The sequence below is a fragment of the Actinoplanes sp. CA-030573 genome, from assembly GCF_050951115.1.
Lineage (GTDB): Bacteria > Actinomycetota > Actinomycetes > Mycobacteriales > Micromonosporaceae > Actinoplanes.
Genome location: NZ_CP192038.1, coordinates 1,834,744 through 1,859,564 on the forward strand (window position 1 = coordinate 1,834,744; position 24,821 = coordinate 1,859,564).

The 24,821-nt window shown below is 70.2% G+C and carries 29 protein-coding genes; 12 read left to right on the forward strand and 17 right to left on the reverse strand.

All coding sequences use genetic code 11. From position 1 onward, the window contains the following. Positions 1 to 315 precede the first annotated feature (315 nt). The 12 genes from ACQP2F_RS08580 to ACQP2F_RS08635 form a co-directional block, all read right to left on the reverse strand. Positions 316 to 1,608, reverse strand: a complete 1,293-nt coding sequence (locus ACQP2F_RS08580; protein WP_433302272.1) for a DUF3631 domain-containing protein — start codon at positions 1,606 to 1,608, stop codon at positions 316 to 318. After that, positions 1,605 to 2,720 carry a bifunctional DNA primase/polymerase gene (locus ACQP2F_RS08585; protein ID WP_433302274.1) on the reverse strand — a complete coding sequence of 372 codons (1,116 nt, stop codon included), beginning with the start codon at positions 2,718 to 2,720 and terminating at the stop codon, positions 1,605 to 1,607. The genes ACQP2F_RS08580 and ACQP2F_RS08585 overlap by 4 nt, the downstream gene beginning before the upstream one ends. Next, positions 2,720 to 3,061: a hypothetical protein gene (locus tag ACQP2F_RS08590; protein ID WP_433302276.1), complete on the reverse strand. Its 342-nt coding sequence runs from the start codon at positions 3,059 to 3,061 to the stop codon at positions 2,720 to 2,722. Before ACQP2F_RS08590 ends, ACQP2F_RS08585 begins: the two co-directional genes overlap by 1 nt. After that, entirely contained in the window at positions 3,058 to 3,306 is a 249-nt protein-coding gene (locus ACQP2F_RS08595) for a hypothetical protein (RefSeq protein WP_433302278.1), read from the reverse strand. The genes ACQP2F_RS08590 and ACQP2F_RS08595 overlap by 4 nt, the downstream gene beginning before the upstream one ends. Before the next feature lie 141 nt (positions 3,307 to 3,447). Then, a complete protein-coding gene (locus ACQP2F_RS08600; protein ID WP_433302279.1) occupies positions 3,448 to 5,640 on the reverse strand; it encodes a cell division protein FtsK in 2,193 nt (730 codons plus the stop codon). Then, on the reverse strand, positions 5,637 to 6,026 hold the full coding sequence (locus ACQP2F_RS08605; RefSeq protein WP_433302281.1) for a hypothetical protein: 390 nt from the start codon (positions 6,024 to 6,026) through the stop codon (positions 5,637 to 5,639). Before ACQP2F_RS08605 ends, ACQP2F_RS08600 begins: the two co-directional genes overlap by 4 nt. Further along, positions 6,026 to 6,286, reverse strand: a complete 261-nt coding sequence (locus tag ACQP2F_RS08610) for a hypothetical protein (RefSeq protein WP_433302283.1) — start codon at positions 6,284 to 6,286, stop codon at positions 6,026 to 6,028. Before ACQP2F_RS08610 ends, ACQP2F_RS08605 begins: the two co-directional genes overlap by 1 nt. A gap of 114 nt (positions 6,287 to 6,400) precedes the next feature. After that, on the reverse strand, positions 6,401 to 6,562 hold the full coding sequence (locus ACQP2F_RS08615) for a hypothetical protein (RefSeq protein ID WP_433302285.1): 162 nt from the start codon (positions 6,560 to 6,562) through the stop codon (positions 6,401 to 6,403). Positions 6,563 to 6,669: 107 nt separating this feature from the next. Continuing rightward, positions 6,670 to 6,828 (reverse strand): hypothetical protein, encoded by a 159-nt coding sequence (locus tag ACQP2F_RS08620; protein ID WP_433302287.1) that lies wholly within the window; start codon positions 6,826 to 6,828, stop codon positions 6,670 to 6,672. Between the two features lie 92 nt (positions 6,829 to 6,920). Beyond that, positions 6,921 to 7,766 (reverse strand): ABC transporter permease, encoded by an 846-nt coding sequence (locus ACQP2F_RS08625; protein WP_433302289.1) that lies wholly within the window; start codon positions 7,764 to 7,766, stop codon positions 6,921 to 6,923. Between the two features lie 127 nt (positions 7,767 to 7,893). After that, positions 7,894 to 8,265, reverse strand: coding sequence for an RRQRL motif-containing zinc-binding protein (locus ACQP2F_RS08630; protein ID WP_433302290.1), 372 nt, complete (start codon positions 8,263 to 8,265; stop codon positions 7,894 to 7,896). Continuing rightward, positions 8,265 to 8,513 (reverse strand): DUF6284 family protein, encoded by a 249-nt coding sequence (locus ACQP2F_RS08635; protein WP_433302292.1) that lies wholly within the window; start codon positions 8,511 to 8,513, stop codon positions 8,265 to 8,267. Before ACQP2F_RS08635 ends, ACQP2F_RS08630 begins: the two co-directional genes overlap by 1 nt. Positions 8,514 to 8,966: 453 nt before the next feature. On the opposite strand from ACQP2F_RS08635, the gene ACQP2F_RS08640 reads away from it, so the two are divergent. From ACQP2F_RS08640 to ACQP2F_RS08650, 3 genes are all read left to right on the forward strand, one after another. Continuing rightward, the gene (locus tag ACQP2F_RS08640) at positions 8,967 to 9,809 is read left to right on the forward strand and encodes a sigma factor-like helix-turn-helix DNA-binding protein (RefSeq protein WP_433302294.1); all 843 of its coding nucleotides are present in this window, start codon (positions 8,967 to 8,969) and stop codon (positions 9,807 to 9,809) included. Beyond that, positions 9,806 to 10,618, forward strand: coding sequence for a protein phosphatase 2C domain-containing protein (locus ACQP2F_RS08645; RefSeq protein WP_433302296.1), 813 nt, complete (start codon positions 9,806 to 9,808; stop codon positions 10,616 to 10,618). Before ACQP2F_RS08640 ends, ACQP2F_RS08645 begins: the two co-directional genes overlap by 4 nt. 275 nt (positions 10,619 to 10,893) lie before the next feature. Continuing rightward, positions 10,894 to 11,556, forward strand: a complete 663-nt coding sequence (locus ACQP2F_RS08650) for a hypothetical protein (protein WP_433302298.1) — start codon at positions 10,894 to 10,896, stop codon at positions 11,554 to 11,556. Between the two features lie 1,922 nt (positions 11,557 to 13,478). Here ACQP2F_RS08650 and ACQP2F_RS08655 read toward each other — a convergent pair. Further along, positions 13,479 to 14,066 carry an SANT/Myb-like DNA-binding domain-containing protein gene (locus tag ACQP2F_RS08655; RefSeq protein ID WP_433302300.1) on the reverse strand — a complete coding sequence of 196 codons (588 nt, stop codon included), beginning with the start codon at positions 14,064 to 14,066 and terminating at the stop codon, positions 13,479 to 13,481. Positions 14,067 to 14,167: 101 nt separating this feature from the next. After that, on the reverse strand, positions 14,168 to 14,674 hold the full coding sequence (locus ACQP2F_RS08660; protein WP_433302302.1) for a DUF402 domain-containing protein: 507 nt from the start codon (positions 14,672 to 14,674) through the stop codon (positions 14,168 to 14,170). Between the two features lie 268 nt (positions 14,675 to 14,942). On the opposite strand from ACQP2F_RS08660, the gene ACQP2F_RS08665 reads away from it, so the two are divergent. Both ACQP2F_RS08665 and ACQP2F_RS08670 read left to right on the forward strand, forming a co-directional pair. Next, a complete protein-coding gene (locus ACQP2F_RS08665) occupies positions 14,943 to 15,800 on the forward strand; it encodes a hypothetical protein (RefSeq protein ID WP_433302304.1) in 858 nt (285 codons plus the stop codon). Continuing rightward, positions 15,797 to 16,423: a helix-turn-helix domain-containing protein gene (locus tag ACQP2F_RS08670; protein WP_433302306.1), complete on the forward strand. Its 627-nt coding sequence runs from the start codon at positions 15,797 to 15,799 to the stop codon at positions 16,421 to 16,423. The genes ACQP2F_RS08665 and ACQP2F_RS08670 overlap by 4 nt, the downstream gene beginning before the upstream one ends. Positions 16,424 to 16,660: 237 nt before the next feature. Here the strand turns inward: ACQP2F_RS08670 and ACQP2F_RS08675 are convergent, their stop codons facing one another. After that, the gene (locus ACQP2F_RS08675) at positions 16,661 to 17,341 is read right to left on the reverse strand and encodes a bifunctional DNA primase/polymerase (RefSeq protein ID WP_433307396.1); all 681 of its coding nucleotides are present in this window, start codon (positions 17,339 to 17,341) and stop codon (positions 16,661 to 16,663) included. Positions 17,342 to 17,585: 244 nt separating this feature from the next. On the opposite strand from ACQP2F_RS08675, the gene ACQP2F_RS08680 reads away from it, so the two are divergent. The 6 genes from ACQP2F_RS08680 (at position 17,586) to ACQP2F_RS08705 (ending at position 22,595) form a co-directional block, all read left to right on the forward strand. Further along, positions 17,586 to 18,812, forward strand: coding sequence for a helix-turn-helix domain-containing protein (locus ACQP2F_RS08680; protein WP_433302308.1), 1,227 nt, complete (start codon positions 17,586 to 17,588; stop codon positions 18,810 to 18,812). A gap of 67 nt (positions 18,813 to 18,879) precedes the next feature. After that, entirely contained in the window at positions 18,880 to 19,410 is a 531-nt protein-coding gene (locus tag ACQP2F_RS08685; RefSeq protein ID WP_433302310.1) for a flavoprotein, read from the forward strand. 19 nt (positions 19,411 to 19,429) lie between these two features. Beyond that, positions 19,430 to 20,284 (forward strand): Nif3-like dinuclear metal center hexameric protein, encoded by an 855-nt coding sequence (locus ACQP2F_RS08690; protein ID WP_433302312.1) that lies wholly within the window; start codon positions 19,430 to 19,432, stop codon positions 20,282 to 20,284. Beyond that, positions 20,281 to 21,015, forward strand: coding sequence for a zinc ribbon domain-containing protein (locus tag ACQP2F_RS08695; protein ID WP_433302314.1), 735 nt, complete (start codon positions 20,281 to 20,283; stop codon positions 21,013 to 21,015). Before ACQP2F_RS08690 ends, ACQP2F_RS08695 begins: the two co-directional genes overlap by 4 nt. Continuing rightward, the gene (locus ACQP2F_RS08700) at positions 21,012 to 22,103 is read left to right on the forward strand and encodes a bifunctional RNase H/acid phosphatase (protein ID WP_433302317.1); all 1,092 of its coding nucleotides are present in this window, start codon (positions 21,012 to 21,014) and stop codon (positions 22,101 to 22,103) included. Before ACQP2F_RS08695 ends, ACQP2F_RS08700 begins: the two co-directional genes overlap by 4 nt. Before the next feature lie 81 nt (positions 22,104 to 22,184). Next, the gene (locus ACQP2F_RS08705) at positions 22,185 to 22,595 is read left to right on the forward strand and encodes an SHOCT domain-containing protein (RefSeq protein ID WP_433302318.1); all 411 of its coding nucleotides are present in this window, start codon (positions 22,185 to 22,187) and stop codon (positions 22,593 to 22,595) included. Positions 22,596 to 22,781: 186 nt separating this feature from the next. Here the strand turns inward: ACQP2F_RS08705 and lipB are convergent, their stop codons facing one another. Continuing rightward, complete coding sequence (gene lipB, locus ACQP2F_RS08710) at positions 22,782 to 23,297, reverse strand: lipoyl(octanoyl) transferase LipB (RefSeq protein ID WP_433302320.1); 516 nt, start codon at positions 23,295 to 23,297, stop codon at positions 22,782 to 22,784. Positions 23,298 to 23,374: 77 nt separating this feature from the next. Between lipB and ACQP2F_RS08715 the strand changes: the two genes are divergently transcribed. After that, positions 23,375 to 24,193, forward strand: a complete 819-nt coding sequence (locus ACQP2F_RS08715) for a 1-aminocyclopropane-1-carboxylate deaminase/D-cysteine desulfhydrase (RefSeq protein ID WP_433302322.1) — start codon at positions 23,375 to 23,377, stop codon at positions 24,191 to 24,193. 28 nt (positions 24,194 to 24,221) lie between these two features. Here the strand turns inward: ACQP2F_RS08715 and ACQP2F_RS08720 are convergent, their stop codons facing one another. Next, positions 24,222 to 24,794: a TetR/AcrR family transcriptional regulator gene (locus ACQP2F_RS08720; protein ID WP_433302323.1), complete on the reverse strand. Its 573-nt coding sequence runs from the start codon at positions 24,792 to 24,794 to the stop codon at positions 24,222 to 24,224. Positions 24,795 to 24,821 lie beyond the last annotated feature (27 nt).

Consider the following 24,821-nt stretch of genomic DNA (forward strand, 5'->3'; position numbering starts at 1 on the left):
GTGGTGCGACGTGAATGGGTCGGTGGGGGTCCCACGTCGTCGCTGAGGCTCGTTCCGGTGTTGCTCGGCCTCTGGCGTGGGTGCGAGGGGCGGTACGGCAGGAAGGCGTAGAACGGGCCGCTGAGAGCGCCGCAGAGCCAAGATCTGCGCATGGCTGGTATGACCGGATGCACCGATGTCTCTGCGTAGCTCTCAGCGGGCCATTCTCAGACGCGGATCGAGGCAGTGGGTTCGTGCCGGGCGGTCAAGCCGTCCCAGCCGTCCCAGCCGTCCCGTCGCAGGTCAAACCCGGGACGGCTTGAACGCTGGGACGGCTCAAGCCGTCCCACGTGCCGCGTCCGGCGGCGGGGGCATCTCGGCATCGAGCCCACGTGCCGCGTCCGGCGGCGGGGGCATCTCGGCATCGAGAGTGGGCTGGGACGGCTTGAGCCGTACCACGGTCGCAAGCCGTCCCGGGGCTGAGCTGGGCTGGGACGGCTGGGACGGCTGGGACGGCTCCCCCTCGGGTTCGGTGCAGTAGCGCTGCCAAGCGTCGAGGAAGTCAGCGCGCTGGTAGCCCTTGGCTTGCGTGCTTGTGAGCCCGTAGGCGCGGGCCGCGTCCGTTGAGAAGCGGATGTTGCCCGAGCCGATGTCGTACTCGCGCAGCAGCGCGCCGAGCCGCATCGCGGTCAAGCCAGTCCCGCCGTACTCCGCCCATGGCGCTTCGGGGTCGGATTTGAGCCGGTCGAGCAGCGCGACGGTGGGGATCGCTTCGGCTTGGCCGAACGCGGCTCGGCAGTCGGTCAGCAGCCGGATGCGGTCGGACGCCACGGTGTTGTGGTCGCGTTCGGCGGTCAGCGTCTCGGCGGCGTGCCGGCCCCGGTCAGGCCAGTCGCCCCCGGCGAGGTCGGCGACGGCGATCAGCGGTTCCCAGGTGTCGGCGGCGCGGTCTTCCAGCGGCATGACCGGCTCGGCCCGTTCGAGCGCCTTGAGGTTGCCGCGTAGCCAGTGGCTGAGGTCTCCAGCGAGCTTGCGCAGGGCGGGTCCGTCCCGGCGATGCCGGTAGGGGGCGACGGTCTCGCCGGGTGCTCGGCGCCGCATGCGGATCACCACGGCGCGATCTTCGATCGTGTCGGGCATCTGCCCGATCCCGGCGAGCGCGGCCATCGCGAACGTCGGGATCTTCTCCAGCTCGTTGCGCGCCTGGTTCCATCGGATGGTGGGCCGGTTGCGCTGGTGACCGGCGTTGAGCAGGCCGCGTAGCTCTTCGTTGGCCTCGGCCTGTTTCCCGCCGAAGATCGTGTCGGCTTCGTCGACGAGCAGGGTGGGCGGCTCGGCCGTGCCGATCGACCGGTAGACCGCCGCTGTAGAAGCGTTGACCGTGATCAAGGGTTCTCGGCAGGTACCTTCCACGATGTCGAGCAGCCGGGACTTGCCGCAGCGCTTCTCCGGTGCGCGGATCACGAGCCGGGCCGCGTGGGCCCATGCCGGTTGCGCGTGGCTCGCGGCGATCCACAACACCGTGGCGTCGATCGCCTCCGCCGACGGAAGCACGACGTAGCGGGTCAGCGTGTCGTGCAGCCGATCGAGCAGGGTCGCGCCGTCGAGATTCGCGTGTGGTTGAGTCATGCGGCAATCCCTTCTATGGCAACGGATTCCGCGCGGAATCCGCCGAGGATGGCGGCGCGGGTGTCCCGGTCGCTCTGCCCAGCCGCCCGGCCGGCCGCGTACAGCGCCGCGTAGCCGTCGGCGGCGGTGATCGCCCCGGCCGCGACCATCCGGGCCACGCCTCGGGCCGCGCCGTAGACGGTGTTGCGGCGGCTGCCCTCCGGGGCGCGGGCGATCGCGGCGAGGTTCGCGGCGAGCAGGGCGGCCGGGTCCGAGATGCCCCCGCCCCGGCCAAGCGGGGTGACGGTGGCCGGCGGGGCGGCGGACGGCTCGATTGGCCGGCACGCCTCGATCAACGGCGGGGGCATCTCGATGACTGCCCGGTCACCGATCCACCGGTACGGCTGTCGGGTGTCGGGGTGTACCGAAGGCGGCGCGACCACGTACCCGCCGTCGGCTTTGAGATCGATGCCGGGATGGCCACGTAGCTTCGCGCCGAACGAGCCGCCGGGGTGCCGGTAGTACAGGTGCCATCCACCCGAGCCGGTACGCACGCAGCGAGTAGGTGGCATCAGCTCGGGCAGGAGGCGGCCCCCATGGCGGGGGTCGATGTCGACCACGGCGATTCCAGCCGCCCGGCCGGTGCGCACGGCGAGCAGGCCGCCCGGTACCGCCTGATGGAGCGCGACGATCCGGTCAGCATCTCGGGTGGCGGCGTAGAAGCCGTGGCAGGTCAGGCAGTCGCAGCCTTCCGGATCATGGGTTGGGTCGGTCTCGGCTTTAGGGCAGGTCGAGCAGTTGGCGACCGGCCGTTTGCGGCGGCCGAGCAGGAACACGGGATAGCCCTCGGCGGCCAGCGCGAGCGCGGCAGGCAGCGTCGGGGCGAGGTCGGGCATGGTCGCCTCCTCGGCGAGCGGGATGGGCGGCGTACGCCGCGAGGACTGGCCGCAGTGCTTGATCGCGCAGGCGGCACAGTCGCGGGACGGCAACCGGATCGGCCGGGTGCCGGTGGTGGTCTCGTCGGCGGGGATTAGCCGATCGCAGACGTGGGGGTAGGGCTCGGTGGTCGTCACGGGACGGTGGAGCACCGCGCTCGCGGCGATCCACTGCCCCGGGACGGCGGGCCGGTTCATCAGGCGGCCTTCCGGCCGATCGCCGGGCGGTCCGGCGGCGGGGGTAGGGCTTCGGGGCGCATGCCGGCGACGGCGGCGAACAGCCGTCGCAACAGGTGCAGCGCGAGGACGAGCTGCCGGCGGGCGGTCGTGTCGTGGCCGTGCAGTGGGACGCGGCCTCGGATCTCGGCGTACTCGATGTCGCCGGCTCGCACGCGGGTGATGGTCACCCGGCCGCCGACCGCGTCGGCGATCATGTCGGGTGAGCGGTGTTCGTTGAGGCCGCAGCGGTGGTCGCGGGCGCACCACGTCGTGTGCGGCGTCGGCTGCCGCCGATGGTGGCCCATGGTCCGGGGCGTCATCGGGCGTCCCGGCGGATGCCGGAGAGCCGGTTGTAGATCCAGCGGCCGGCGCGAAGCCGGCGGCCGGTGCCCGCGCAGCGGCGGCACAGCCGGAACGCGCGCCGCGACGGCGAGCGCTTCTTACCGGTGCCGTCGCACTTGCGGCAGCTCTTGAAGGGCCACACCCAGCACGCGAGAGCGTAACCGAGCGTGACAATGATGAGGGCGAGCGGGACGGCGATAGCGCCGCTGAGCTGGGGGTTCAAAGCAGCCTCCAAGGCCGGTTTCAGGGCGTGAAGGGCCGTGAGCTGCTATCCGCTAGATCGCAGCTCAGAATCTTGATCGGGTGCTAGCGGAGCTGCTAGCGCTAGCGGCTTGGACCGCTAGCGCTAGCAGCCGGCGGAGGGCTAGTCGCTCGACCGCTTCCGGTCACGCTCCGCGATCGCGGCGAGGAGGTTCGCGTGCCGGATGCCGCGCCGGGTGACCGACTTGCCGTCGATGCGGCGGCCGACGTCGCCGACCTTGATCGCCGGGTACGGCTTGAGCGCGGCGGTGAGCTGCGCGGCCTCCCAGCCGCCGTAGACGTCGGGCCGCAGCTCGGCGAGCAGGCCGCACAGCGTCTCATTCCACGCCGACTTCTCGTCGCCCGGCCACACCTGCGCCAGGTCGTCGAGCACGCTGTGCGCCGGACCGACCTCGCGTTCGGTCGGGAAGGTCGGGATGTTGCCGGCGGCGGTGCGCAGCGCCACCGCACGGGCCACGATCCGGCCGGCGGCCGTGGTGTCCACGTAGAACGAGCGGGCCGACTGCACCGCCCCGAAGCCGCGCAGCACACCCCACCCGGCCTCGGTGACCGGCTGGAACACGGTGGCCCGGTAGCCCTGCTTGTAGGCCGAGGTCCCGAGGATCATGTCGTTCGCGGTCTGGTCAGCGACGCTGAGGCAAAACCGGGAGTTGACGTTGCGGGTGATCCCGGTCGGCAGGCTGTCCTTGTCGGGGATCTGGGTGCCGATGATGATGATCACGCCCAAGGCCCGGCCCAGCTTGATGACCTTCTCCAGCAGCTCGCCGGCTTCCTTGCCGAACTTGCTGGTCATCAGCTCTTGCAGCTCATCGAACCAGGCCACCAGCGGGTGCAGCCCGGAGCCCTTGAGCGAGGCCAGCTCGGGCGTCACCTTGTTCTCCGGGGCCTTGCCGAGCCGGGCGTAGTGCTCGATCCGCTTCGACCGGCGACGGCACTCCTCGTATAGCCACTCGATGAACGCGAACGCGCGGGCCAGGGTCTCGTCGTCGAAGCCGTTGCCGTACTCGGCCATGACGGGCTCGAGTACGGCGAAGTCACCGACGCCCTTGAGTTCGTAGCCGCGAATCTCGGCGCGAGGGTCGAGCGAGGCAGCCAGCAGTAGCAGCCGCAGCGCGAACGTCTTGCCCGATCCCGGCTGCCCACCGAACAGCCAGTTGCGGAACATCAGCTCGGCGAAGATCTCGTCGAGCTTCGGCGTGGTGGCGAACGGGAACGGCTTGAACAGGTCCACCTTCGCCGACTCGTTCAGCAGCGGGCAGGTCGGCTGCTTCATCTGCGAGGCGGGCTCGTAGCCGACCCAAAGGGCGAGCCGGCCGGTGTGTCCGGGCGCGGTTGAGGGCCACACCTGGTCGAGCGGGAGCCGCATCGCCGAGGCGAGCCGGCCGCGCCGGGCCACCACCTCGGACGCCTCCACCCCGTACGGCAGGTCCACGATCGCGATGTGCCCAGGGCCGTCGCGGTGGATGTCGAACGGGAACGCGATCGCCTTCGCGTCCTTGGCCACGGCGCTGTTGATCGCGGCCATCTGCAACGACGTCAACGCCCGGCGAACCAGCTCGGCGGTGAGCTTGCGGTAGCGGCTGCCCTCGGTCACCCGGTCGGTGATCGGCTTGTCCGCCGGACGCCCGAGCGTGGCCAGAAGCGGCAACGCCAGGCACACGGCCAGCCACCGCCACCAGGTCGGGCCGAACGCCAGCACCACGGCGGCGGTGACGATGCCGGCCGCCCCGAACGCGAGCACCCACCACCGCCACACGGACTGCCGCTGCCGACGGGCGTCGAGCTTCAACCACGTGTCGGCCTCGCCGCGCTGCGCGGCGGCCTGCCGAAGGTCCCAATTGCCCTCTTCGGCCGTCGCCCAATGCAGCGCCCGGCCGAGCCCGCGGAACAGGCCGATCGGAGCCCACAAGGCCGTCTTCGCCGCGTACTTCGGCGAGCGGACCGCGTGATAGGCCAGCACGTACCCGGCGTTCTTGGTCTGATGCTTGAGCGCGGCGCGGAACGCGCGCCGCGAGCGCGCCCATTCGGCCAGGATCGGCCGGCGGTCCTTCTGCCGGGCCAGCACCTCGGCCGGGATGTCATCGGCCTGGTCGGCCGGGCCACCCTCGCCGGGCGGTGCGTCGTCGATGGACTCGGCATCTTCGTCGACCTGGTCGCGCTCGGCCGAGGCAGGGTTGGCCCGGCGGGTCCGGGCCGCGTTCAGGTCCACTACTTCGGCGGCCGGCTGCTCCGCCACGTCGTTTTCGGCGGCCTGCCAGTCGAAGTCGTCCGGCTCCGGGGTCGGGTTGGGGTTCACGGGCGGTCCTCCTTCCGGATCGTGGTGCCCGGGTCTGCGAGGGGATCAAGCTGCGGAGATGTGTCGATCAGGTGCGGGAGGTCGGCGTGGTCGAAGCGGGTGACGAACCACAGCACCGGATCGGGGATCGGGATGGTGACGGACTCGGCGGGCAGGTCGAGTTGGATGCCGTCGCCGAGGACGATCACGGCGGTCAGCCGGGGATCGGTGGCGCGCAGGTACCGGGCGATGGGGCAGTCATCGGCGGACTCGACGCGGCCAGTGAATCCGGCAGCGGCGAGCGAGGCCGCGACGGCGCGGGGCGTGGAGCCGAGCGTGGCGAGAGCGCGTTCGGCGATCCGGGCGGGGTCGGTTACGTCGACCGGCATCACGAATGGGGCGGTCATCAGCGGCGCACCTGGACGGTGCCGAGGCCGCCGCAGCCGCTGCACTGGTGGGGGATCTTGCGGTTGCCGCCGCAGGCGTCGCAGGTGCAGGTGATCGTGCGAGCGCCGTGGCAGCGGGTGCACTTGTCTCGGCTGACGTAGAGGGTGCCGGTTCCGGCGCAGGTGCCGCAGGTGAGCCGGAGTTGGCCCGCGCCTTTGCAGCGGGTGCAGGGGCGGTACTGGACGCGGGTGCCGTTGCACCCGACACAGGTGGTCCGCATGAGAGGTGATCTCCGTTCGAGGGGTTGAGGTTGACGACGCTGAGCGGGTGTGTGGGGTGGGCCGTTTGCCGCCGATCCGGTTGCCGGGCAACCGGATCGGCGGGCGGGACGGGGTTAGCGGCCGGCCCGGAAGGTGCGGATCGAGTCACCGAGGGCGAAGCGGCGTTTGGTCGTGCCCTCGAAGTAGAGGGAGCCCTTGTGCTTGGACTCCTCCATGAGCGCGTAGCGGTCTTTGTTGTCGAGATCGACGCCGTAGGTCTTCTTCTTCAAGCCCATGGCTCATCGCCCCCGACGGTGCTGCGGACGTAGCGGGTCACAGCCGTGCGGGCAGCGCGCCGGCCGGGTGTTCGTGGTCTGCTCGACACTCGTGCGGTCGTTGCGCCTCATCGCTTGCCGCCGATCGATCGGCGGTCGCGGCCGGCGGCCGCAGCGGCGCGGCGCTGGCGTGCGTCGGCGGCCCGCGCCGCGTCCTGGGCGTCGCGGATCTCGTGTGCGCTGCGGCGGCCGGTGGAGTTGCCCGGCCCGAACAGGTTGCTTGCCATACTGGTGACCTCCCAAAGGGTCTGCTGACTGGATGGGGTGACCGGTCGCACGGCGCTGCTTTGGTCGGTTTGGGCCGTGCGACCGGGCGGGGCTACTTGTGCATCAGGTGCGCGAGCGCGGCGCCCATGCCGAGCACGGCGACCGGGATGCAGGCGACGGCGGCGGTGATCGGCCACGGGGCCGTGGTCCAGCCGGCGGCGGCCATCAGGTGGTAGGCGATTTGGCCGAGGCCACCGACGGCGAGTGAGGCGATCGCTGAGATCTTGGCGAAGCGGCGGGCGTCGCCGGTGGCGCGGCCGGAGAGCCACGCGAACAGCGCGTACGCGGCGTAGGTTTCGACGCCGATCGGGAGCGTGATCGCGGTGTTGAGCTGGAAACGGTCGGCGATGCCGGGCAGGAGGGTGACCTTGCCGAAGCCGGTCAGCCGTCCCATCTCGACCCAGCCGCCCCAGATCGCGACGAACGCGGGCAGGCACAGGATCAGCACCGGCCAGGTGACCGGCCGACGTTGCGGCTCGGCCTCGATCGCGGGCGGCTCGGCGACCGGCTCGGCCGAAGAATTTGCGGCGAGGGGCGTGGAGCTCGCGGGGTCCGGCAGGAAATTCTTCGGCTTCGGCTTCGGCTCCGGCTCCGGCTCGGCCTCGGGGTCGGGTTCGGCCGGAACGTCGGGGACCAGGGTCAGCGGCGGTCGCTCGGCGAGGCTGCCCCGGACCACCATCGCGGTGTGCAGGTCGGTGATCCGCTGGTCGCGCTCGGCCAGCGTGGCCAGCTCGGCGAGCACAGTCTTGGCCTTGTCCGAGCCGATGTGCAGGTGCTTCATCAGCCGGTTGCGCGAGGGCAGCTCGCCGTTGAGGGTCTTGGTTAGCTCGATCGCGCTGGGCATCAGGTCGGCGATCGCGGGCGGGTAGGCGCTGCGGACAGCGGTCGCGGCGGTCATCGGCTCGCACCCTTCTTGGTGGGCTTCGGCCAGCGGCAGTCGCAGAACTTCACGCACTCGCCGCAGTCCGGGCAGGTCGGAAGAGAGCAGTTCGGGGAGGTACAGGTCAGGGCAACGGGCGGGGTCTTCATGCGGCAGCCTCCACGGATGCGCAGGTCAGGCACTCGCCGAGCGAGCGCGGGATGTAGTAGGGCCGCACCCTGCGGCAGGTCGGGCAGGTGCGCCGGGCCAGCAGCGCTCGCCGCACCGCGCGCAGTTGCGCGGGGCTCGGGGTGCGCTTGGGTCGGGCGAGGTCGAGGCGGTAGAGGTAGGCGACGCGGGTACCGCCGACACCGGCCCACAAGATTTGGGCGGCGATCGGCTGTCGGCCCGGGTTGAGACCGCGTTCGCGTAGTTGCCGGCGGGTGGCGTAGCCGTCCGGTGCGCCGCGCCACCAGTAGGTGGGCAGGCCGTACCGGCTGCCGTCCGGGTCGAAGAACGCGGCCCGGATGCGGGCCATCAGGCGGCGCGGCGCGGCCCGGGCGTACGGGTCAGCCGGGCCACGTGGGCGAAGGTCTCGCGGATCACGCGTGCCTCGGCACGGCGGACCCGGCGGTGATCCAGGTCGCTGACCGCGTCGCGGTCGATCGCGGCGAGCAGCGTGATCTCGGCATCCAGCCAAACCAGCTCGGCGCTGATCAGGGGCTCTTCCGCCTCGATCGCGTCCAGGTCGGCATCGGCCGGCTCGAAGTCGAATTCATCCCTCACGGGAAGTCCTCCAAAGGAAGAGTCAGCGCGACAGCAGCCACGCGGCTACCACCACGCTGACCAGCGAGAAAGCTTGGAAGGGTCGCGACTGCGGCTGAGCCATCGAGCGGACACGTCTCGCGACCGGACAAGTCAACGGCCGACACCCGGGGCAACCCCGCAGTCACGTATGCAGTTCTCAAAGATCAAGTGCGCGGCGGGCCGGTCACGAGCGGCGTAGCCGAAGCCACCTCCGTCGTGCCGGAAGCCATCCGGCAGCCAGGGACGAGAGTTTATGGCCCTCTACCCACCGTGTTAAGGGGGGTGTACATCGACAACACCATCTTTGCCGGTTCGCTGTCAAGCCCACTCAACAAACTTGTTCATCCGGGTCAACATGACCTGCAGAGTCCTGCCCGGTGGACACGGCTAGACTGAGTTCGCCCCCCTTGACGAGGACGGAGTTGCCCGGCGATGGAAGACCCCGGCGAGCTGGCAGCGATCGTTGATCCGCGTGCGCGGGCAACTGCGGCTCACAACTTGATCGACGATTACCAGTCGGCTGTCGGAGAGTTGTCGAGGCTCCGTCGTGAGGCTCTAGAGGAGCTTCTTGCCGACGGCATGACGCAAACGCAGATCGCCGAGATGCTCAACATGTCGCGATCCCGCGTCTCGCAGCTTCTTTCGGCTGGAGTCCGTCCCGAAAGGGCGTTCCTCGGAACAGGCGCGATCACGGTCGCTCTCGGCGGGAAGCATGAGGCGGGCAAGGAAAAGCCCGGAGCGGTCGTCTCAGCAGAGGCGCTTGCCGCATTCGAGCGACTGGCCGAGCTGGCGCGATCGCACGGCCTGAAGGCGGAATACGAGGTAGTCCCGCCGCCTGGGTTCGTCGTCCTTAACCGACCGAACCTGATCGTTGCCTGCGGGCCACGCCTGTCACCTTTAGTTCAACAGGTACTAGAGTCCGACAACAACGTCGGGTTCGCGAAGGACAATGATGGCTGGCACCTCGTTGATCATATTGCCGGTACTGTCCACCGGTCACCGTGTGATGCGGGAGAGAATGGCGATTTGGCGTACATCGGCAGGTTGCCTCGGCCGGACGGTAAGGGCACATTCCTCTATATCGCCGGGATTCATGCCATCGGAACATCCGGGGCAGCCCACTTTATCGAAAACAACCTTGCCGAGCTTTACCGAGAGACTAAGACTCGTCGTTTCTCCACCATAGTTTCGTGTAGGTTCGATCCGGAGAGCCGCCAAGTGATTTCCAGCGCCCGCGTATCGCAGATCTACCGCCACGAGGGTGCCGCGCAGTGAATCCGGTAGTCGTGAGCGAGCCAGGCGATCCGGCGGTCCCGAACGAGGATTGGGCGGCAGCGAGCCGGGACACCATCGTTGTACTGGACGGAGCGACAGCACGCATTGATACTGGTTGCCGCCACGGTGTCGCATGGTACGTAGCCAAGCTGGGCGTCGCGCTGATGTCAGCCGTAGCCGAGAGGCCGGAGCTGAGCCTGCAGGAGGCGCTAGCGGATAGCATCCGGCAGGTCGCCGGAATGCACCCGGAATGCGACCTGAGACATCCGGGGACCCCGTCGGCCGGTGTCGCGATCGTTCGACTCCAGGGAGATTTCCTTGAGTATCTCGTCCTCGCAGACACGGTGATAGTCATTCAAACAGAGCGCGGCATCAGAGTATTTACAGACGATCGCGTTAGCAATGTTGCTCGCAACGAAAGAGCTGCCGCGACAGCATTGCCATTGGATTCGAACGAGCGCAAGGCAGCGCTAGGGGAGATGAAGCGCCGAGAGCAGGATGCCCGTAATCGGCCAGGAGGCTTCTGGGTGGCCGCAGCCGACCCTGAAGCTGCGAAGCACGCTATCGTGGGTTCACTTGCCATGCAGGACACAACAGCGATAGCCGTCTTGACCGACGGGGCTGCAAGATGCGTAACGCCGTTTGCGCTTATCACGTGGGGCGATGTCCTGCGAATTCTCGATACAGATGGCCCGGCTGAACTCATAAGTCAGGTGCGAAAAATTGAATCGTCGGACCCCGAAGCCGAACGATGGCGGCGGTCGAAGCGAAGCGATGACGCAACGGTGGCGTACGCGACATTGCCCTAGGCGCGCGTTGACCCAGCGATCACAACTTCAACCACGCATTCCCGTGCTGACAGTCGTTACTGTTTCAGCGTCGCAGTGAGGATTAGACATCAATGACGAACGTAGACTGGCCTTCGCCAGGTCAGCGGCAGTTCGCATCGCCTGAGCCGAACGAGACCGTCTCGCCCCAACTTCACCGCGCCCTAGGTGGCTGGGTCCAGGAGGCGCTGACAGGCACGCCTCCTGGAAACACGGTGCGGCCGAGCACGCACTACGGTTCCAACGTAGGTAACATAATGCTCCGGCTCGAAACCGAAACCCTGCCGTGGGAATTTCCGCCGCAAACGATTCTTGATGCAGTGCACGAGACGCTTTATGAAATGCAATGGGCTGATCCGGGTCCGTACGTGCGCAGCCTTGACTCCAAGCTGACTGCTGCGAACTCTGTTTGGCGAGTTGCAACGCGAAGCGATGGCCGGCGCGGTCTTGAGCGCCGAGTCGGTCAGACTGTGGCTGCAGTCGTGGAGGAGTCGATTCGTACCGCTCCGCAGCAGGCTGCGGAGCATCTGCGGTCGGCCTGGGATGCTGCCTATGGACGGCACCCGGACGCGGATAAAGCGTTCAATGAGGCGATCAGAGCCGTTGAGGAGGTGGCTTGCCCTATGGTTGAGAATAGGAAGGCCAACGCGGGTAGCGCCACGCTAGGAACCGTGATTGGCGAGCTGCGTCACAACTCTTCGCATAAGTGGGAGCTTGCCCTGCCGGATGCGACCGGCCATCCGAGGGAAGTGGGAAACCTAGTCGGCATGATGGAAATTCTGTGGCAGGCTCAAGTGTCCCGTCACGGCGGTGCCCCCAAATCTCGTCGTCAAGACGATGACGAGGCTAGAGCTATCGTGCCGCTGGCCTCCCTACTCGTCCATTGGATGACTTCCGGTGTCCTCCGCAGGAGAGCTTGACCGGGACGATCTTTGCTCTACGGCTGGTTCGGGGACCTTTGATTCCGTAGCCGAACGCGGCGCGTCTTCAACCCGATTTACAAAGGTGAAGTCTAGAGTACTCAAGTCCTTCTCAATCTTGTCTATCAATTCTTTGTTCGCTGTTCGTGCCTGGCGGGATGCCTTTGCGATTTGCTCCAAATCCTCGCGAGCCTCGACCCGGATCTCACTCAATCCCACGAGGGCCCGCTCGATCCCTTCCAGCATTTCCTGCCGTTTCTCATTCGAGAGATGAGACGACGAATTGGCTTCCTGTCTGAGCGATCGGAGTTCGATTTCCTGCCACGCGAGGGTGTCTAAACGCCTAGCGAACCCCCGACGTAGGCGCCGTATGCTCCATCGCAGGATGAGAATCCGAGCCATTCCGCTGGGATATGACAGGAAAGGAACCAGGTGTGCGAATCCGCGTGTATTTGACTTGACGAATATTTCAATCGCAGGGTTAAGGATGAGGGCGCTGGCTCCACTTGACATGCCGATCTGAATAAGGGTAACCCACATTGAACTAACAGAGTTGCCCGCTAATGCGAGGAAGCATTGGGGCAAGGCTAAGGCGTAGATTGCAAGCGGAACGCTCCATATGATTCCCTGCCACGCCTTAACTAACCTATGTCTTCCGGGCTCCCACTTATTTATGATGGCACGAGCCTCAACTACGATAGCCAGCGCGAGCACCGGCATAGTTTGTGCACTCGTCGTCCAAAAGTCGACTTGTACCGGCTGCATCCGAGAAGGATCGCATAACGCTGGCCCGATGTGGCATGACGGAGCTTGAGCGCCTGGGTGGGTCCGCGCTCGTGAGTCGGGACTTGGTCTCAGTTGCGGTCTCGTTCGGCCCGATTCACCAGGGTTCGGCGGCGTCCTGGCGTGAGGCCGACGCGCACGTCGGGGACGATCCCGGGTGGCGACGGACATCGGCTCGCAGACCTTACAAGCGAGGGGTCGCAGGTTCGAAACCTGCCGCGCCCACACGGTGCGGCGATTCCTGTCCGCGGAAAGCGCGGACCTGGGCGCCGTGTCATGTCTGCTCCGGGGGCCGAGCCCCCGGACCCCCACGTTGCGATGGTTGCGCTGGGGGCGCTTGCCTGCGGCCGTTGGCGGGGACCCCGGACCCCTACGTTGCGATGGTTGCGCTGGGGGCGCTTGCCTGCGGCCGTTGGCGGGGACCCCGGACCCCACGTTGCGGTGGTTGCGCTGAGAGCGTGCGCTTGCGGGTCGTGGGCGGTGCGCTCGCAGCCCGGCGTTGCGGTGGCTGCGCTTCGACGGCTCGCCTGCGGGCTGCGAGGTCAGCGTTCAACTGCAGCCCAGCGCGACTCCCGCTCTGCGTGACCTTCGCAGGGGCGTCAGCGCAGCTCGAAGCGTGAGCCGCACTCCAAGCCCGAGCGCCTGCTCCTGCGCCCGAGGCCTTGCTCCTTCGCCCGAGCCCTGCTCCTTCGCCCGAGCGCGCGACGCACAAGCCCGGGTGCGACGCCCGAGCCCCTGCTGCGACGCCCGAGTCCGCGACGCCCGAGTCCGCGTGCGACGCCCGAGCCCCGGGTGCGACGCCCGGAGCCCGCGACGCCCGAGCCCCGGGTGCGACGCCCGCGCCGGCGACGCCCAAGCCGCGGGCGCGACGCCCGAGCTCCTGGTGCGACGCCTGCGTTCGGCTGCAAGCAGGGGCTCGGATCCAAGGGTGAGTCCGGGTCGAGGCGCGACTTCGGCTCGGAGCGGCCGGCTTGGGGCCGACCACCCGCAACCCCCACCTGAGCTTCGTTTGGAGGGGCGGGGCGGTCTCGGGGCCTTGGTCGGCTGTGAGGTTGGTGCGGGAAGGCCTCCTGGTGGGGGTGGCGGAGCTGGGGGTGGCCCCGCCCCACGGGGGTGGGGCGGGGTGTGTTGGTGGATGGCTAGGCGGCCTGGGCTGTGGACGTGGGGTTGGTGTAGGCGGTGGAACCGCTGGGGGATGCGCCTCCGCTGGGCGGCGAACCGGGAGCGGAGGCAGCGGGGGCGGTGGGGGTCACGGGGGCCGGCCAGGGGGCCGTTGCGGGGAGCTCGGCCAGGCGGTCCAGGCGGGCTCGGATGGCGGTGGGGCTGCGGCCGAAGCGGGTGGCCAGGTCGCGCAGGCGGGGGTGGGGGTGGGAACGGAAGAGGGTGGTCAGGGCGGCGTCGTCCTCGGGGGTCCAGCGGGCGCCCTGGTTGGGGTGGCGGCCTCGGCGGTCGGGGGGCGGGGCCGGGCGGGTGGACGGTGGGGGCTGGGTCATGGCTATCAGGCCGGCCAGGGTGGAAGTCAGGACGTCGGTCAACGGGGCCAGGTCGTGGGGTGCGAGGCCGCCGCTGATCTCGCTTATCACCTGGCCGTCGCCGTCGGTGCTGACTATGCACAGGTCTATGCGGTGGTCTTCGGTGGGGAAGGCGGTGACCTGGTAGTCGGTCTCGCCCAGCAGGAGGCGGCGGTCGAGGGTGATGGGGGACTGCTGGAGTGGGGTGTCGTTCATGCGGGGGACCTTAGGGGTGGCCTATGACAGTTTTCGGGGGCGGCGGGGGCGGGCCGCCAGGGTTGGCACACCGGGGTGCGGGACGGGCGCCGGACGGCCGGTCAGACCAGGGCCAGCCACTTGCGGTAGTGCTCGGCGAACGGCTCCTCGCGCTGGGCCAGGGCGGACCGCAGCGACTCGGCGCCGCGCAGGGCGCCCTCGACGATGTCGGCGGGGTAGCCGAGGGTGACGCGGTGCTCGGCGAACTCGTCCTCGTCCTCCACCTCGACGCGGCCGTCGGCGCGGTAGCGGACCAGGTCGATGTCGAGGTCGATCACGGTGATCTCGGCGGGGCCGGTCCACTCGGCCGGAGTGGTCACGTCGCAGTACAGGTCGCGCACGGCCGGCTCGGCCAGGAACATCGCCATCCACCAGCCCTCGACCGGGATGAGGCGTACGGCGTCGGCCCGGGTGAGCCCGGTCGGCCGGGTGCCGTAGTGGTAGCTGACCACGCTGCCGCGCGGGGTGGCGACCCAGGTGCCGTACGCGTCCTCGCCGAGCAGCCGCCCGGTCACCTGCCGATGCGGCCGTCCGCCGTACTTGCACAGGACGATATCGACCGCGGTCACCACGCGAGGCTACCGCGATCATCCGCGCCGGACTGCCCCACCGGGCACCGGCCGGAGCAGAGGCACCCGCCGGAACAGAGGCAACCGGCCGGAGCAGAGACGACCGGCCGAAGCAGAGGCAACCGGTCCGCACCCGGGTCAACCGTCAAGCCGGCCGTCGCGGCGACCGAATCAACAGGGTGCCGGCGGGAGGTCCCGCTCGGTGGGCGGGCCCCGGTCGGATTCCCCTCGGCGATCGGGCCCGCCCGGGCGAAACGGGGGAGTGACCATGGCGGACCTGCACGTAGGCGCCGATGCCGAGAAGACACTGGTCTCCGCGTACCCCCTGCGGACCCGCACCGGCCGCGCCCGCCGCCGCCGCACCGGAAGCCTGGTCGAGTCGCGCCCGGTCCTGCCGAGCGGCCGCGGCCGCGAGGTCCGCGTGACCTTCCTCGCCCGCCTCAGCCTGCCGCTGCTCTTCGCCGGCGCCCTGCTCCTGGTGGCCGGCCTTCCCGCGGGGCTGCTCGGCGGCGTCATCCTGGCCACCCTGATCGCGGTCGGCCGGCACGATCTCCGCCGATCCCAGCCGGCGATCTTCGCGCTTCCCAGGACCGATCAAACCCGCGTCCTGCGTACGCGTGAGGAGCGCGCCGCCTACGCGCGGGCGCTCGCCATGGCGCACCGGGTCCGCCGCACCTGGCCCGAGCTCCCCGGCATGATCGACCCGGAGTCGGCCGACCGCTCGCTCACCCACGCCCTCGACGACCTGGCCACGTTGCTGGTCCGGCGCCAGGAGCTGCGCCGGCTGCGGGCCGGGCTCGAGACCGTACGCCACCAGGACGTCCCCGCCGGCAGCCGCGCGGCGCTGGCGCTGGCCGAGCAGGCGGACCGGGCCGACGAGCTGTGGCGGATCACGGGGGAGCAGGCCAACCGGATCCTGCGCGCGATCGACGAGGCCGCCCTGGCCGGCGAGACGTTCCTGACCGAGCGCCGGATCGGCGCCACCGCCCGCCAGGCCGAGTTGGTGCTGGCCCGCCTCAGCTCGGGTCCGCACCCGGCCGAGACCGCCCCCGAGCTGGCCGACCGCACCGCCGCCGTGCTCGACGCCTACCGCGAGCTCAGCGACCGGGAATCATTGCTGCCATGACGGCAGCGGACACGACGGCAGCGGACACGACGGCGACCGACGAGGTGCTGCGCGAGGTCGGCCCCCGGTTGCGGGCGCTGCGCCGCCGGTCCGGCATCACGCTGGCGGCGCTGGCCGAGACCACCGGCATCTCGGTCAGCACCCTCTCCCGGCTGGAGTCGGGACAGCGGCGGGCGACCCTCGAGCTGCTCCTCCCGCTCGCGCGGGCGCACCGGGTGCCGCTGGACGAGCTGGTCGGCGCCCCGCCGACCGGTGACCCGCGGGTGTACGCGCGGCCGATCAGCCGGAACAACCAGCTGATCCTGCCGCTGAGCCGCAACCCGGGCGGCCCCCAGGCGTTCAAGCACATCATCGCGGCCGGCGACCGGCAGGAGCCGGAGCCCAAGACGCACGAGGGCTACGAGTGGCTCTACGTGCTCAGCGGCAAGCTGCGCCTGGTGCTCGGCGAGCACGACCTGGTGCTGCCGGCGGGCGAGGCGGCCGAGTTCGACACCCGGGTGCCGCACTGGTTCGGCAGCTCGGGCGGCGGCCCGGTCGAGTTCCTGACGATCTTCGACCGGCAGGGCGCCCGCATCCACGTGCGGGCCCGGCCCAGGAAGGCCCCGCCCGGGGCCCCTCAGTAGAGCCGTAAGCGCCGCGGCGTCCCCGGCGGGCGGGAGGCGACCGGCCGCGACCCCCGCGGGCGGGTGCCGGCGCCGCGCTCACGCACGTTCATTCCATTGAGTGACTCGACCGTCACGAAGAATGCAACTACCTTGTCTGTCGACATGCGTGTCCCCGCCCATGCCCGTTCACCGTCCGGTACCTGCCTCAACGATCCGGCGGTCGGTCGGACGTCGTCGCCTCTGCCCGGCGCCTCCTCAGGCGGCCCGCCGGGCGGTGGAGAGCTGCCGCGGCACGGCCGGGCGGGCCGCCGGCGCGTGGCCGAGCGCGTCGACGAGCAGGCCCTGCACGAGGTCCGGGTCGGGCAGCCGCCACCGGGTCTGCTCGGGCGGGACGGCCCAGCGCACCGGGCCCTCGAGCATCCGGCTGGGCGCGGCCGGGATCCACGAGCCGCGGCCGTGGCGCACCACGTCGAGCCGGTGATCCAGCTCGGAGCGCAGCGGCTCGCCCGGCTTGACCAGGAACATCCAGCGGCCGGCCGCGGTCACCGCGACCGGGCCCCGGGCGTCGGAGCCGGGCACCGCGCTGCGCAGCCGGGCGGCGCCGAGGACGCGCAGGCCGAGCGAGGCGGGCACCTCCAGCGCGTCGAACGTCCAGCCGGTCGCCAGCAGCACGCTGTACGGCCGGCGCCGCCACCACTCGGCGACCTGGCCGGGGTCGGTGGTCGCCGAGTCCTCCCAGGACTCCAGCGCCGGGTGGCAGGCCATGATCGGGCAGCCGGCCCGGCCGCACACGAACCGGTGCCCGGTGAGCTGGGCGCCGGGCGTCACGGCCCAGCCGTGCCCGGCGTACCGCAGCGCATGCCGGCGCAGGCGCACCCGGTCCAGCCGCCCGGCAAGCGGCAGTGGCACGAACGGCCGGTTGACGGTCCACTCCATGGCTCGCATAACCCCCGATCTTTGGGTGGTCCGCGTCCATATCAGGCGCGGAGGGCGTATCCAAGCGCGACACGCGTCGTTGGGTTCGGCAGATCCACCCTTTGCAAGTTGCAACAGAAACTACGAGCATCGGTGAGCAAGCGATCACACATGCTGTGCGACGCGGATGCGCGTGGACGATCCAAACTGCAAACGACACAAGGGCTCGCCGGCGGGGGTCGCCTGGCGAGTCGGGGGAGGCATCGTGGACGAGCTGCCGATCGGCCGCCGCGTCGCCTACTGGCGCGGCCGACGCAAGATGTCCCAGCAGGTCTTTGCCGACCGGCTGGGAAAGTCCAAGAGCTGGGTCGACAAGGTGGAGCGGGGGGTCCGCCGGCTCGACAAGTTCTCCGTCGTCTACGAGATCGCTGACGTACTTCAGGTCGACGTCCAGTTGCTGCTGGGCAAGGACGTGGAACGCCGGCCGGAGACACAGAACTGCATCGACCAGGTGGAGGTCGAGGAGATCCGGGCGGCTCTGGAGCGCTATGACCAGATGAGCGCGTTCTTCCAGGCTGTGCCCAACTCACCACCTCTGTCGGAGATGCGCAAAGCGGTCAGCCACGCGTGGCTGACCTATCAGCACGCCAAGTACGGCGTGCTGGCGCGGGCCCTGCCCAAGCTCCTGCGCGACGCGCAGGCGGCGGACAGCGCGCACGCCAGCTCCGACGAGGCCCGGGACGCGGCGCACCTGCTCGGGCAGGTGTACCAGATCGCGTCGTCGGCGCTGCGCAAGGTCGGCGAGCACGAGCTGTCCTGGCTCGCCGCCGACCGGTCGATCGCCGTCTCCCAGCGGGCCGGCGACCAGCTGCTGGCCGGCCTGGCCAGCTACCGCGTCGGCAGCGCGCTGCTCGCCCTCGGCCGGGTGCGCCCGGCGCTCGAGGTCAACGTCAACATCGCGAACCGGCTCGCGCCCAGCCGCGAGCCCGCGCAGGGCGACCGCCTCTCGGTGTACGGGATGCTGCTGCTCAACGGCGCGATGGCGGCGGCACGGATCGGCGACAGCGCGACCGTGCGCGACCTGCTGTGCGGCGCCGAACAGGCGTCGTTCGAGCTCGGCGGCGACTACAACCACTACTGGACCAGCTTCGGGCCGACCAACGTGCAGCTGCACCGCTGCGCCACGGCGGTCGAGCTGGGCGACGGCCGCACCGCGGTGGAGACGCACGAGCGGATCGACCAGGTCGGGTTCCACGCCCTGCTGCCGGAGCGGCGGGCGCACCACTACCTGGACATCGCCCGCGGCTACACCCAGATCGGCAACATCGAGAAGGCGAGCGAGATGCTCCTCGAGGGCGACCGGCTCGCCCCGTCCGAGATCCGCTGCCGCCCGCTCGCCCACGAGGTTCTTTCCGACGTGCTGCGCCGCACGCGAGGCACGCCACCGGCTCCGATCGCGGAGCTGGCTGAGCAGATGGGAGTCGGCGTATGAGGTGGGTTTGCCTGTGGTGACGAACCCCTCACCCGGCGTGCTGTACATCCTGGTCTGTGGTTCGCCCATGGCCCGGGACGTCGGGATCCTGGTCACCCTGGCCCAGCAGGAAGGCTGGGAGGTCTGCGTGATCACCACGCCGGACGGGCGCAAGTTCGTCGACGTCGCGGCGCTCCAGGCGCAGACCGGACATCCGGTACGTACCTACTACAAGTGTCCCGGCGACCCGGACGTGCTGCCCGAGGCGGACGCCATGATCGTCGCGCCGGCGACGGTCAACACGGTCAACAAGTGGGCCGCCGGGATCACCGACACCCTGGTCCTCGGCCTGCTGGTCGAGGGCTACGGGTACGGCGTTCCGACGGCCGTCGTCCCGTACACGAACAAGGTCATGGCTTTGCACCCCGCCCTGCACGAGAGCCTGGCGAAGCTCCGGGACTGGGGTGTGCACGTCCTGTACGGCGACGACGTGTGCCGGCTCGGTGGCCCCGGGCAGACCGACCGCTTCCGCGGGCAGTTCCCGTGGCGGCGCGCGCTGCAGGCGGTCAGCAATCCGGTGACGATGAGCAGCCGAGTCGAGCCGGGAACGGTCGCGTAGCCCGATAGAGTTGTCGGCCGTGACCGACACTGCCGCCGCACCGACCGTCCTGGACGTGGTGAACGCCCTCGACCGGCGCTATCCCCGGGACTGGGCGGAGTCCTGGGACCGGGTCGGCCTGGTGCTCGGCGATCTCACGCACCCGGTGTCGCGGGTGCTGGCCGTCGTCGACTGCGTCCCCGAGACCGTCGACCAGGCGCTCGAGGCCGGCGCCGACCTGATCGTCGCCCACCACCCGCTGCTGCTCAAGCCGGTGTCGACGATCGCCCCCGACACGTACAAGGGCCGGATCATCCACCGGCTGATCCGCGGCGACGTGGCCCTCTACGCCGCGCACACCAACGCCGACGTGGCCAACCCGGGCGTCTCCGACGCGCTCGCCCGCCGGCTCGAGCTGACCGGCCTGCGCCCGCTGGTGCCCGCGACCGGCGCGGCCGAGGGGGAGGGGCGCGGCCTGGGCCGGATCGGCGAGCTGCCCGAGCCGATGACGCTGGCCGAGCTCACCGGGTTCGCGGCGGTGCGCCTGCCGCAGACGGCGGCGGGCATCCGCGCGGCCGGCGATCCGGAGCGGACGATCCGCACGGTCGCGGTCTGCGGTGGCGCCGGTGACCCGTTCCTCGCCGACGCGACCCGGGCGCGCGTCGACGCGTACCTCTGCTCCGATCTTCGCCACCACCCCGCCAGTGAGCATCTCGCCGAGGGAGGCCCCGCCCTGCTCGATGTCGCCCATTGGGCGACCGAGCGGCCCTGGCTCGACGAGGTGGGCGCCTGGCTGCGCGAAGAGTTCGGCGTCGAGGTGACGGTGTCCGACGTGGACACCGACCCCTGGACGGTCCATGCTTTCAGTTCCCTTCAGAAGGAGACCCAGCCGTGAAGGCCTCCCCGGATGCCCAGCGCCGCCTGCTCGACCTGCAGGCGGTCGACACCGCCCTCGCCCAGCTCGCGCACAAGCGCAAGTCGCTGCCCGAGCTCGCCGAGATCGACGCGGCGTCCCGGGAGATCTCGGCGCTCGAGGACGAGCGGGTGCGCGCCCAGGTCGCCGTCGACGATCTCGAGCGCGACATCAGCCGGTTCGAGAAGGACATCGAGCAGGTACGCGCCCGCAAGGCCAAGGACCAGGCCCGGCTGGACGCGGGCGGCGCGCTCCGCGAGATCGAGGGCCTCCAGCACGAGCTGGCCACGCTCAACCGCCGGCAGTCCGAGCTGGAAGACGCCGAGCTCGAGCTGATGGAGCAGAAGGAGACCGCGGACGCGGCGCTGGCCGAGGTGAGTGGCCGGCTGGCGGCGGCGGTCGAGCGTCGCGAGGCGGCCGAGCGCCGGCGCGACGAGGCGCTCGCCGACATCGCCAAGGAGCAGGAGTTCAAGTCGTCCAGCCGGGCCCCGCTCGCCGCCGATCTGCCGGCCGACCTGGTCGGTCTCTACGACAAGATCCGGCTGGAGTCCGGGCTCGGCGCGGCGCTCTTCCGCTCCGGGCGGTGCGGCGGCTGCCGGATCGAGCTGTACGGCGCGGACCTCGCCCGGGTGAAGGCGGCCGCCGCCGACGACGTCGTCCGGTGCGAGGAGTGCCGGCGCATCATGGTGCGGACCGCGGAGTCCGGACTGTGAGAGTTCTGGTCGAGGCCGACGGCGGGTCCCGGGGCAACCCGGGGCCGGCCGGTTACGGCGCGGTGGTGCGCACCCACCCGACCGGGGAGATCCTGCTCGAGCGGTACGGCTCGCTGGGCACCACCACGAACAACGTGGCCGAGTACACGGGCCTGATCGAGGGCCTCAAGGCGGCGCTCGAGCTGAACGCGACCGAGGTCGACGTCCGGATGGACTCGAAGCTCGTGATCGAGCAGATGTCCGGCCGCTGGCAGATCAAGAACCCGGGGCTGCGCCCGCTCGCGGCGTCGGCGGCCGAGCTGGTCAGCCGCCTGGACCGGGTCTCGTTCGAATGGATACCGCGGGAGCGGAACAAGGCGGCCGACGCGCTGGCGAACCGGGCGATGGACGAGGCGCAGGGCAAGACGCCGTCCACGGAGCTGCCCGACGAGTCCGCGCCGGCCCCGTCCTGGGCGCCACCGTCGATGGAGAACGCGACCCGGATCGTCCTGGTCCGGCACGGCGAGACGGCGCTGACCAAGCAGGGCCGCTACTCCGGGCGCGGTGACGTGCCACTCTCCGACGAGGGCGAGGCGCAGGCGATGGCGGCCGGGGGCCGGGTCGCCGGCATCTCCCGGGACGTGACGGCGGTGCTGAGCTCGCCGCTGCGCCGGTGCGTGCGGACCGCCGAGCTGATCGCGGCCGAGGTCGGCGGCGTGCCGGTGACGGTGGTCGACGACCTGATCGAGTGCGACTTCGGCGAGTGGGAGGGGCTGACCTTCGCCGAGGTGCAGGAGCGCTGGCCGTACGAGCTCAACGCGTGGCTGGGATCGACGTCGGTGGCGCCGCCCGGTGGCGAGTCGTTCCAGGCGGTCGCCAAGCGGATCCGGGGTGCGATGGCGACGGTGCTCAAGGCGTACGCGGGCGGGGTGGTCGTGGTTGTCTCGCACGTCTCGCCGATCAAGCTGATCCTGCGGGACGCGCTCGCGGCCTCCGACGCGTTCCTGCACCGGCTCTATCTGGACGCGGCCGGGGTGTCGACGATGGACGCGTGGCCGGACGGCAACATCGCGGTCCGCTCGGTGAACGAGACCGCGCACCTGCGCTAGGAGTCGCCCCCTGGGGATGAGGCCGGGATCTTCCGTCCGCGGTGAACTGGACACAACATTCCGCGGCTCCGGGAGGGCGTCGTGTTCGACAACAACGGGTCGTTCCTGCTCGCAACGCTCGAGTTCTTCATCTTCTTCGCCTGGTTCATGTGCCTGTTCTGGATCTTCGGAGATCTGTTCCGGAGCAAGGACCTCGGCGGCTGGGGCAAGACGCTCTGGACCTTGTTCCTGATCATCCTGCCGCTGCTGGGCATGCTGGTTTACCTGATCGCCCGCGGTGGCGGCATGCAGGAGCGGGCCATGGCGGCGGCGGCCGAGTCGCAGAAGCAGCAGGACGCCTACATCCGCTCGGTGGCCGCCTCGGACGGCAAGCGCAGCGCGACCGACGAGATCGCCTCGGCCAAGTCGCTGCTCGACTCCGGCGCGATCACTTCGGCCGAGTTCGAGCGCCTCAAGGCCGGTGCGCTCGGCCAGACCGCCCACGCGGCCTAGCGTCCCTCGATGAGCAGAGCGATCGTCGCTCTGCTCACCGATACGCGCCGCCGGTGAACGCGGCGGCGATCGCGTCCCGGATCGCCGCCTCCGACGGCAGCGGGATGCCCTGCTCCGCCGCCATCTCGCGGAGCGAGGTCATCGGGACGCCGTCCAGGCTGCACGCGACGAACCGCTGGTAGACGCTCAGATCCGGTCGATGTTGAGCGCGAATCCATGGCTGGTGACCCCGCCCCGGATGCGCATCCCGATCGACACCAGCTTGGCGTGCCGCGGGGTCCAGACGCCGACCAGGCTCGCGCCGCCCTTGGGCGTGTCCCGGCGGATCGTCGCGAAGCCGAGCCCGCCCAGGGCCGTGATCAGCGAGTTCTCGACCCAGCGGACGACGTCGCCGGGGCCGCGCTCGTGCAGATCCACGACGAGGTAGCCGATCAGCTGGCCGGGACCGTGGTAGGTCGCGTGACCGCCCCGGTCCACGGCCACGGTCGGGATCGGGTCATCCGCAGCGGGTAGGTCGGCCGCCGGCGTCTGCTTGCCGTACGTGATCACCGCCGGGTGGGTGAGCAGGAACAACCGGTCGGGGGCGAGCCCGGCCCGGCGCTCCTCGACCCAGCCGGCCATCTCCTCGGTCGCTTGCGCGTAGGGCACCTCGCCGAGGTCGACCCGCTTCAGGGCGTCCACGGTCACGAGCGTACGTCGCATGGCCCTAGGGTGGTCGGGTGCCGATCGAGCTGCGCCTGCCCTCGCCCCTCGAGGTGCTCGACGGCGTTCCGGGTGGCGTGCGGGTGCTGCTCAAGCGCGACGATCTGATCCATCCCGACTTCCCGGGCAACAAGTGGCGGAAGCTGAAGTACAACCTCGAGGCGGCGGCCGGGCACGAGACGCTGCTGACCTTCGGCGGGGCGTATTCCAACCACATCCTGGCGACGGCGGCGGCCGGACATTATTTCGGCTTCCGGACAATCGGCATCATCCGCGGCGAAGAGCATTTGCCGCTGAATCCGGTTCTGCGCCGCGCGGCCGGCTTCGGCATGACACTTTCTTACGTCGATCGCACGACATATCGCGAAAAGTCGGGCAAGGGCGGGCGCGGCGCGGGCGGGTGCGGCGCGGGCGGGTGCGGCGCGGGCGGTGCCGACGGGGACGGCGACTGCTTCGTCATCCCCGAGGGTGGCGCCAACGGGTTTGCGCTGCGTGGCTGTGCCGAGCTGGTCGGCGAGATCGACGTGCCGTTCGACGTGCTCTGCTGCTCGGCCGGGACCGGGGCCACCCTGGCCGGCGCGGCCACCGCCCTGGCCGCGGGGCAGCGCGCGATCGGCTTCGCCGCGCTCAAGGGCGGGTTCCTCGCCGGCGACGTGCGCCGCCTTCAGGAAGAGTTCGGCCGGCCGACCACGAACTGGCACGTCGAGAAGGACTTCCACTTCGGCGGCTTCGCCAAGACGACGGTCACTTTAGACGCCTTTATCGCGAAATTTCGGGGCCGGTACGGCGTCCTCCTCGACCGGGTCTACGAGGCGAAGATGATGTACGGCCTCCTCGCCCTGATCGACGAAGGCCGATTCCGCCCGGGCACCACGATCGTCGCCGTCATCGCCTGACACCAGGGGTCTGTCCCGTGGACAGACCCTAGATGAGCTGCGTGCCGAGGTGGGCCGCGACGGCGGCGGCCATGTCCAGCGACGGGTCGCCGAGCAGCCACTGGATCTGCAGGCCGTCCATCAGGGCGATGAGCTCGCGCGCCGCCCCCGCGGGGTCGACGCCGGGCACCAGGTCGCCGGCCGACTGCGCCGCGGCGTACGCGCCCTCGATCTCGTCCGTGATGCGCCGGTAGCGTTCGACGAAGTAGTCGTGTGCGGGGTGATCGGCCGCGGTGGCCTCGGCCGACAGCACCGTGAACAGCTCGACGATGCCCCGCCGGGTCTGGTTCAGCGCCACCAGGTCGACCAGCCGGCGCAGCGCCGCGGCCCCGGCCGGCGAGCCCGCCGCGACCCGCTCCTGGTCGACCTCGTCGCGATGCGCCAGCACCGCCAGCAGCAGCGACTCCTTGGTCGGGAAGTGGTGCAGCAGCCCGGGATGCGAGATGCCGCAGCGGGCCGCGATCTCGCGCAGGGACGTGCCGCGGTAGCCGGCCTCGCCGAACAGGGCGGTGGCCTGGTCGAGGATGTCCCGCCGCTTGGCGCGGCCCTTCGCGTACCCCACGGGTAAATACTTACCAAGCGGTCGGGA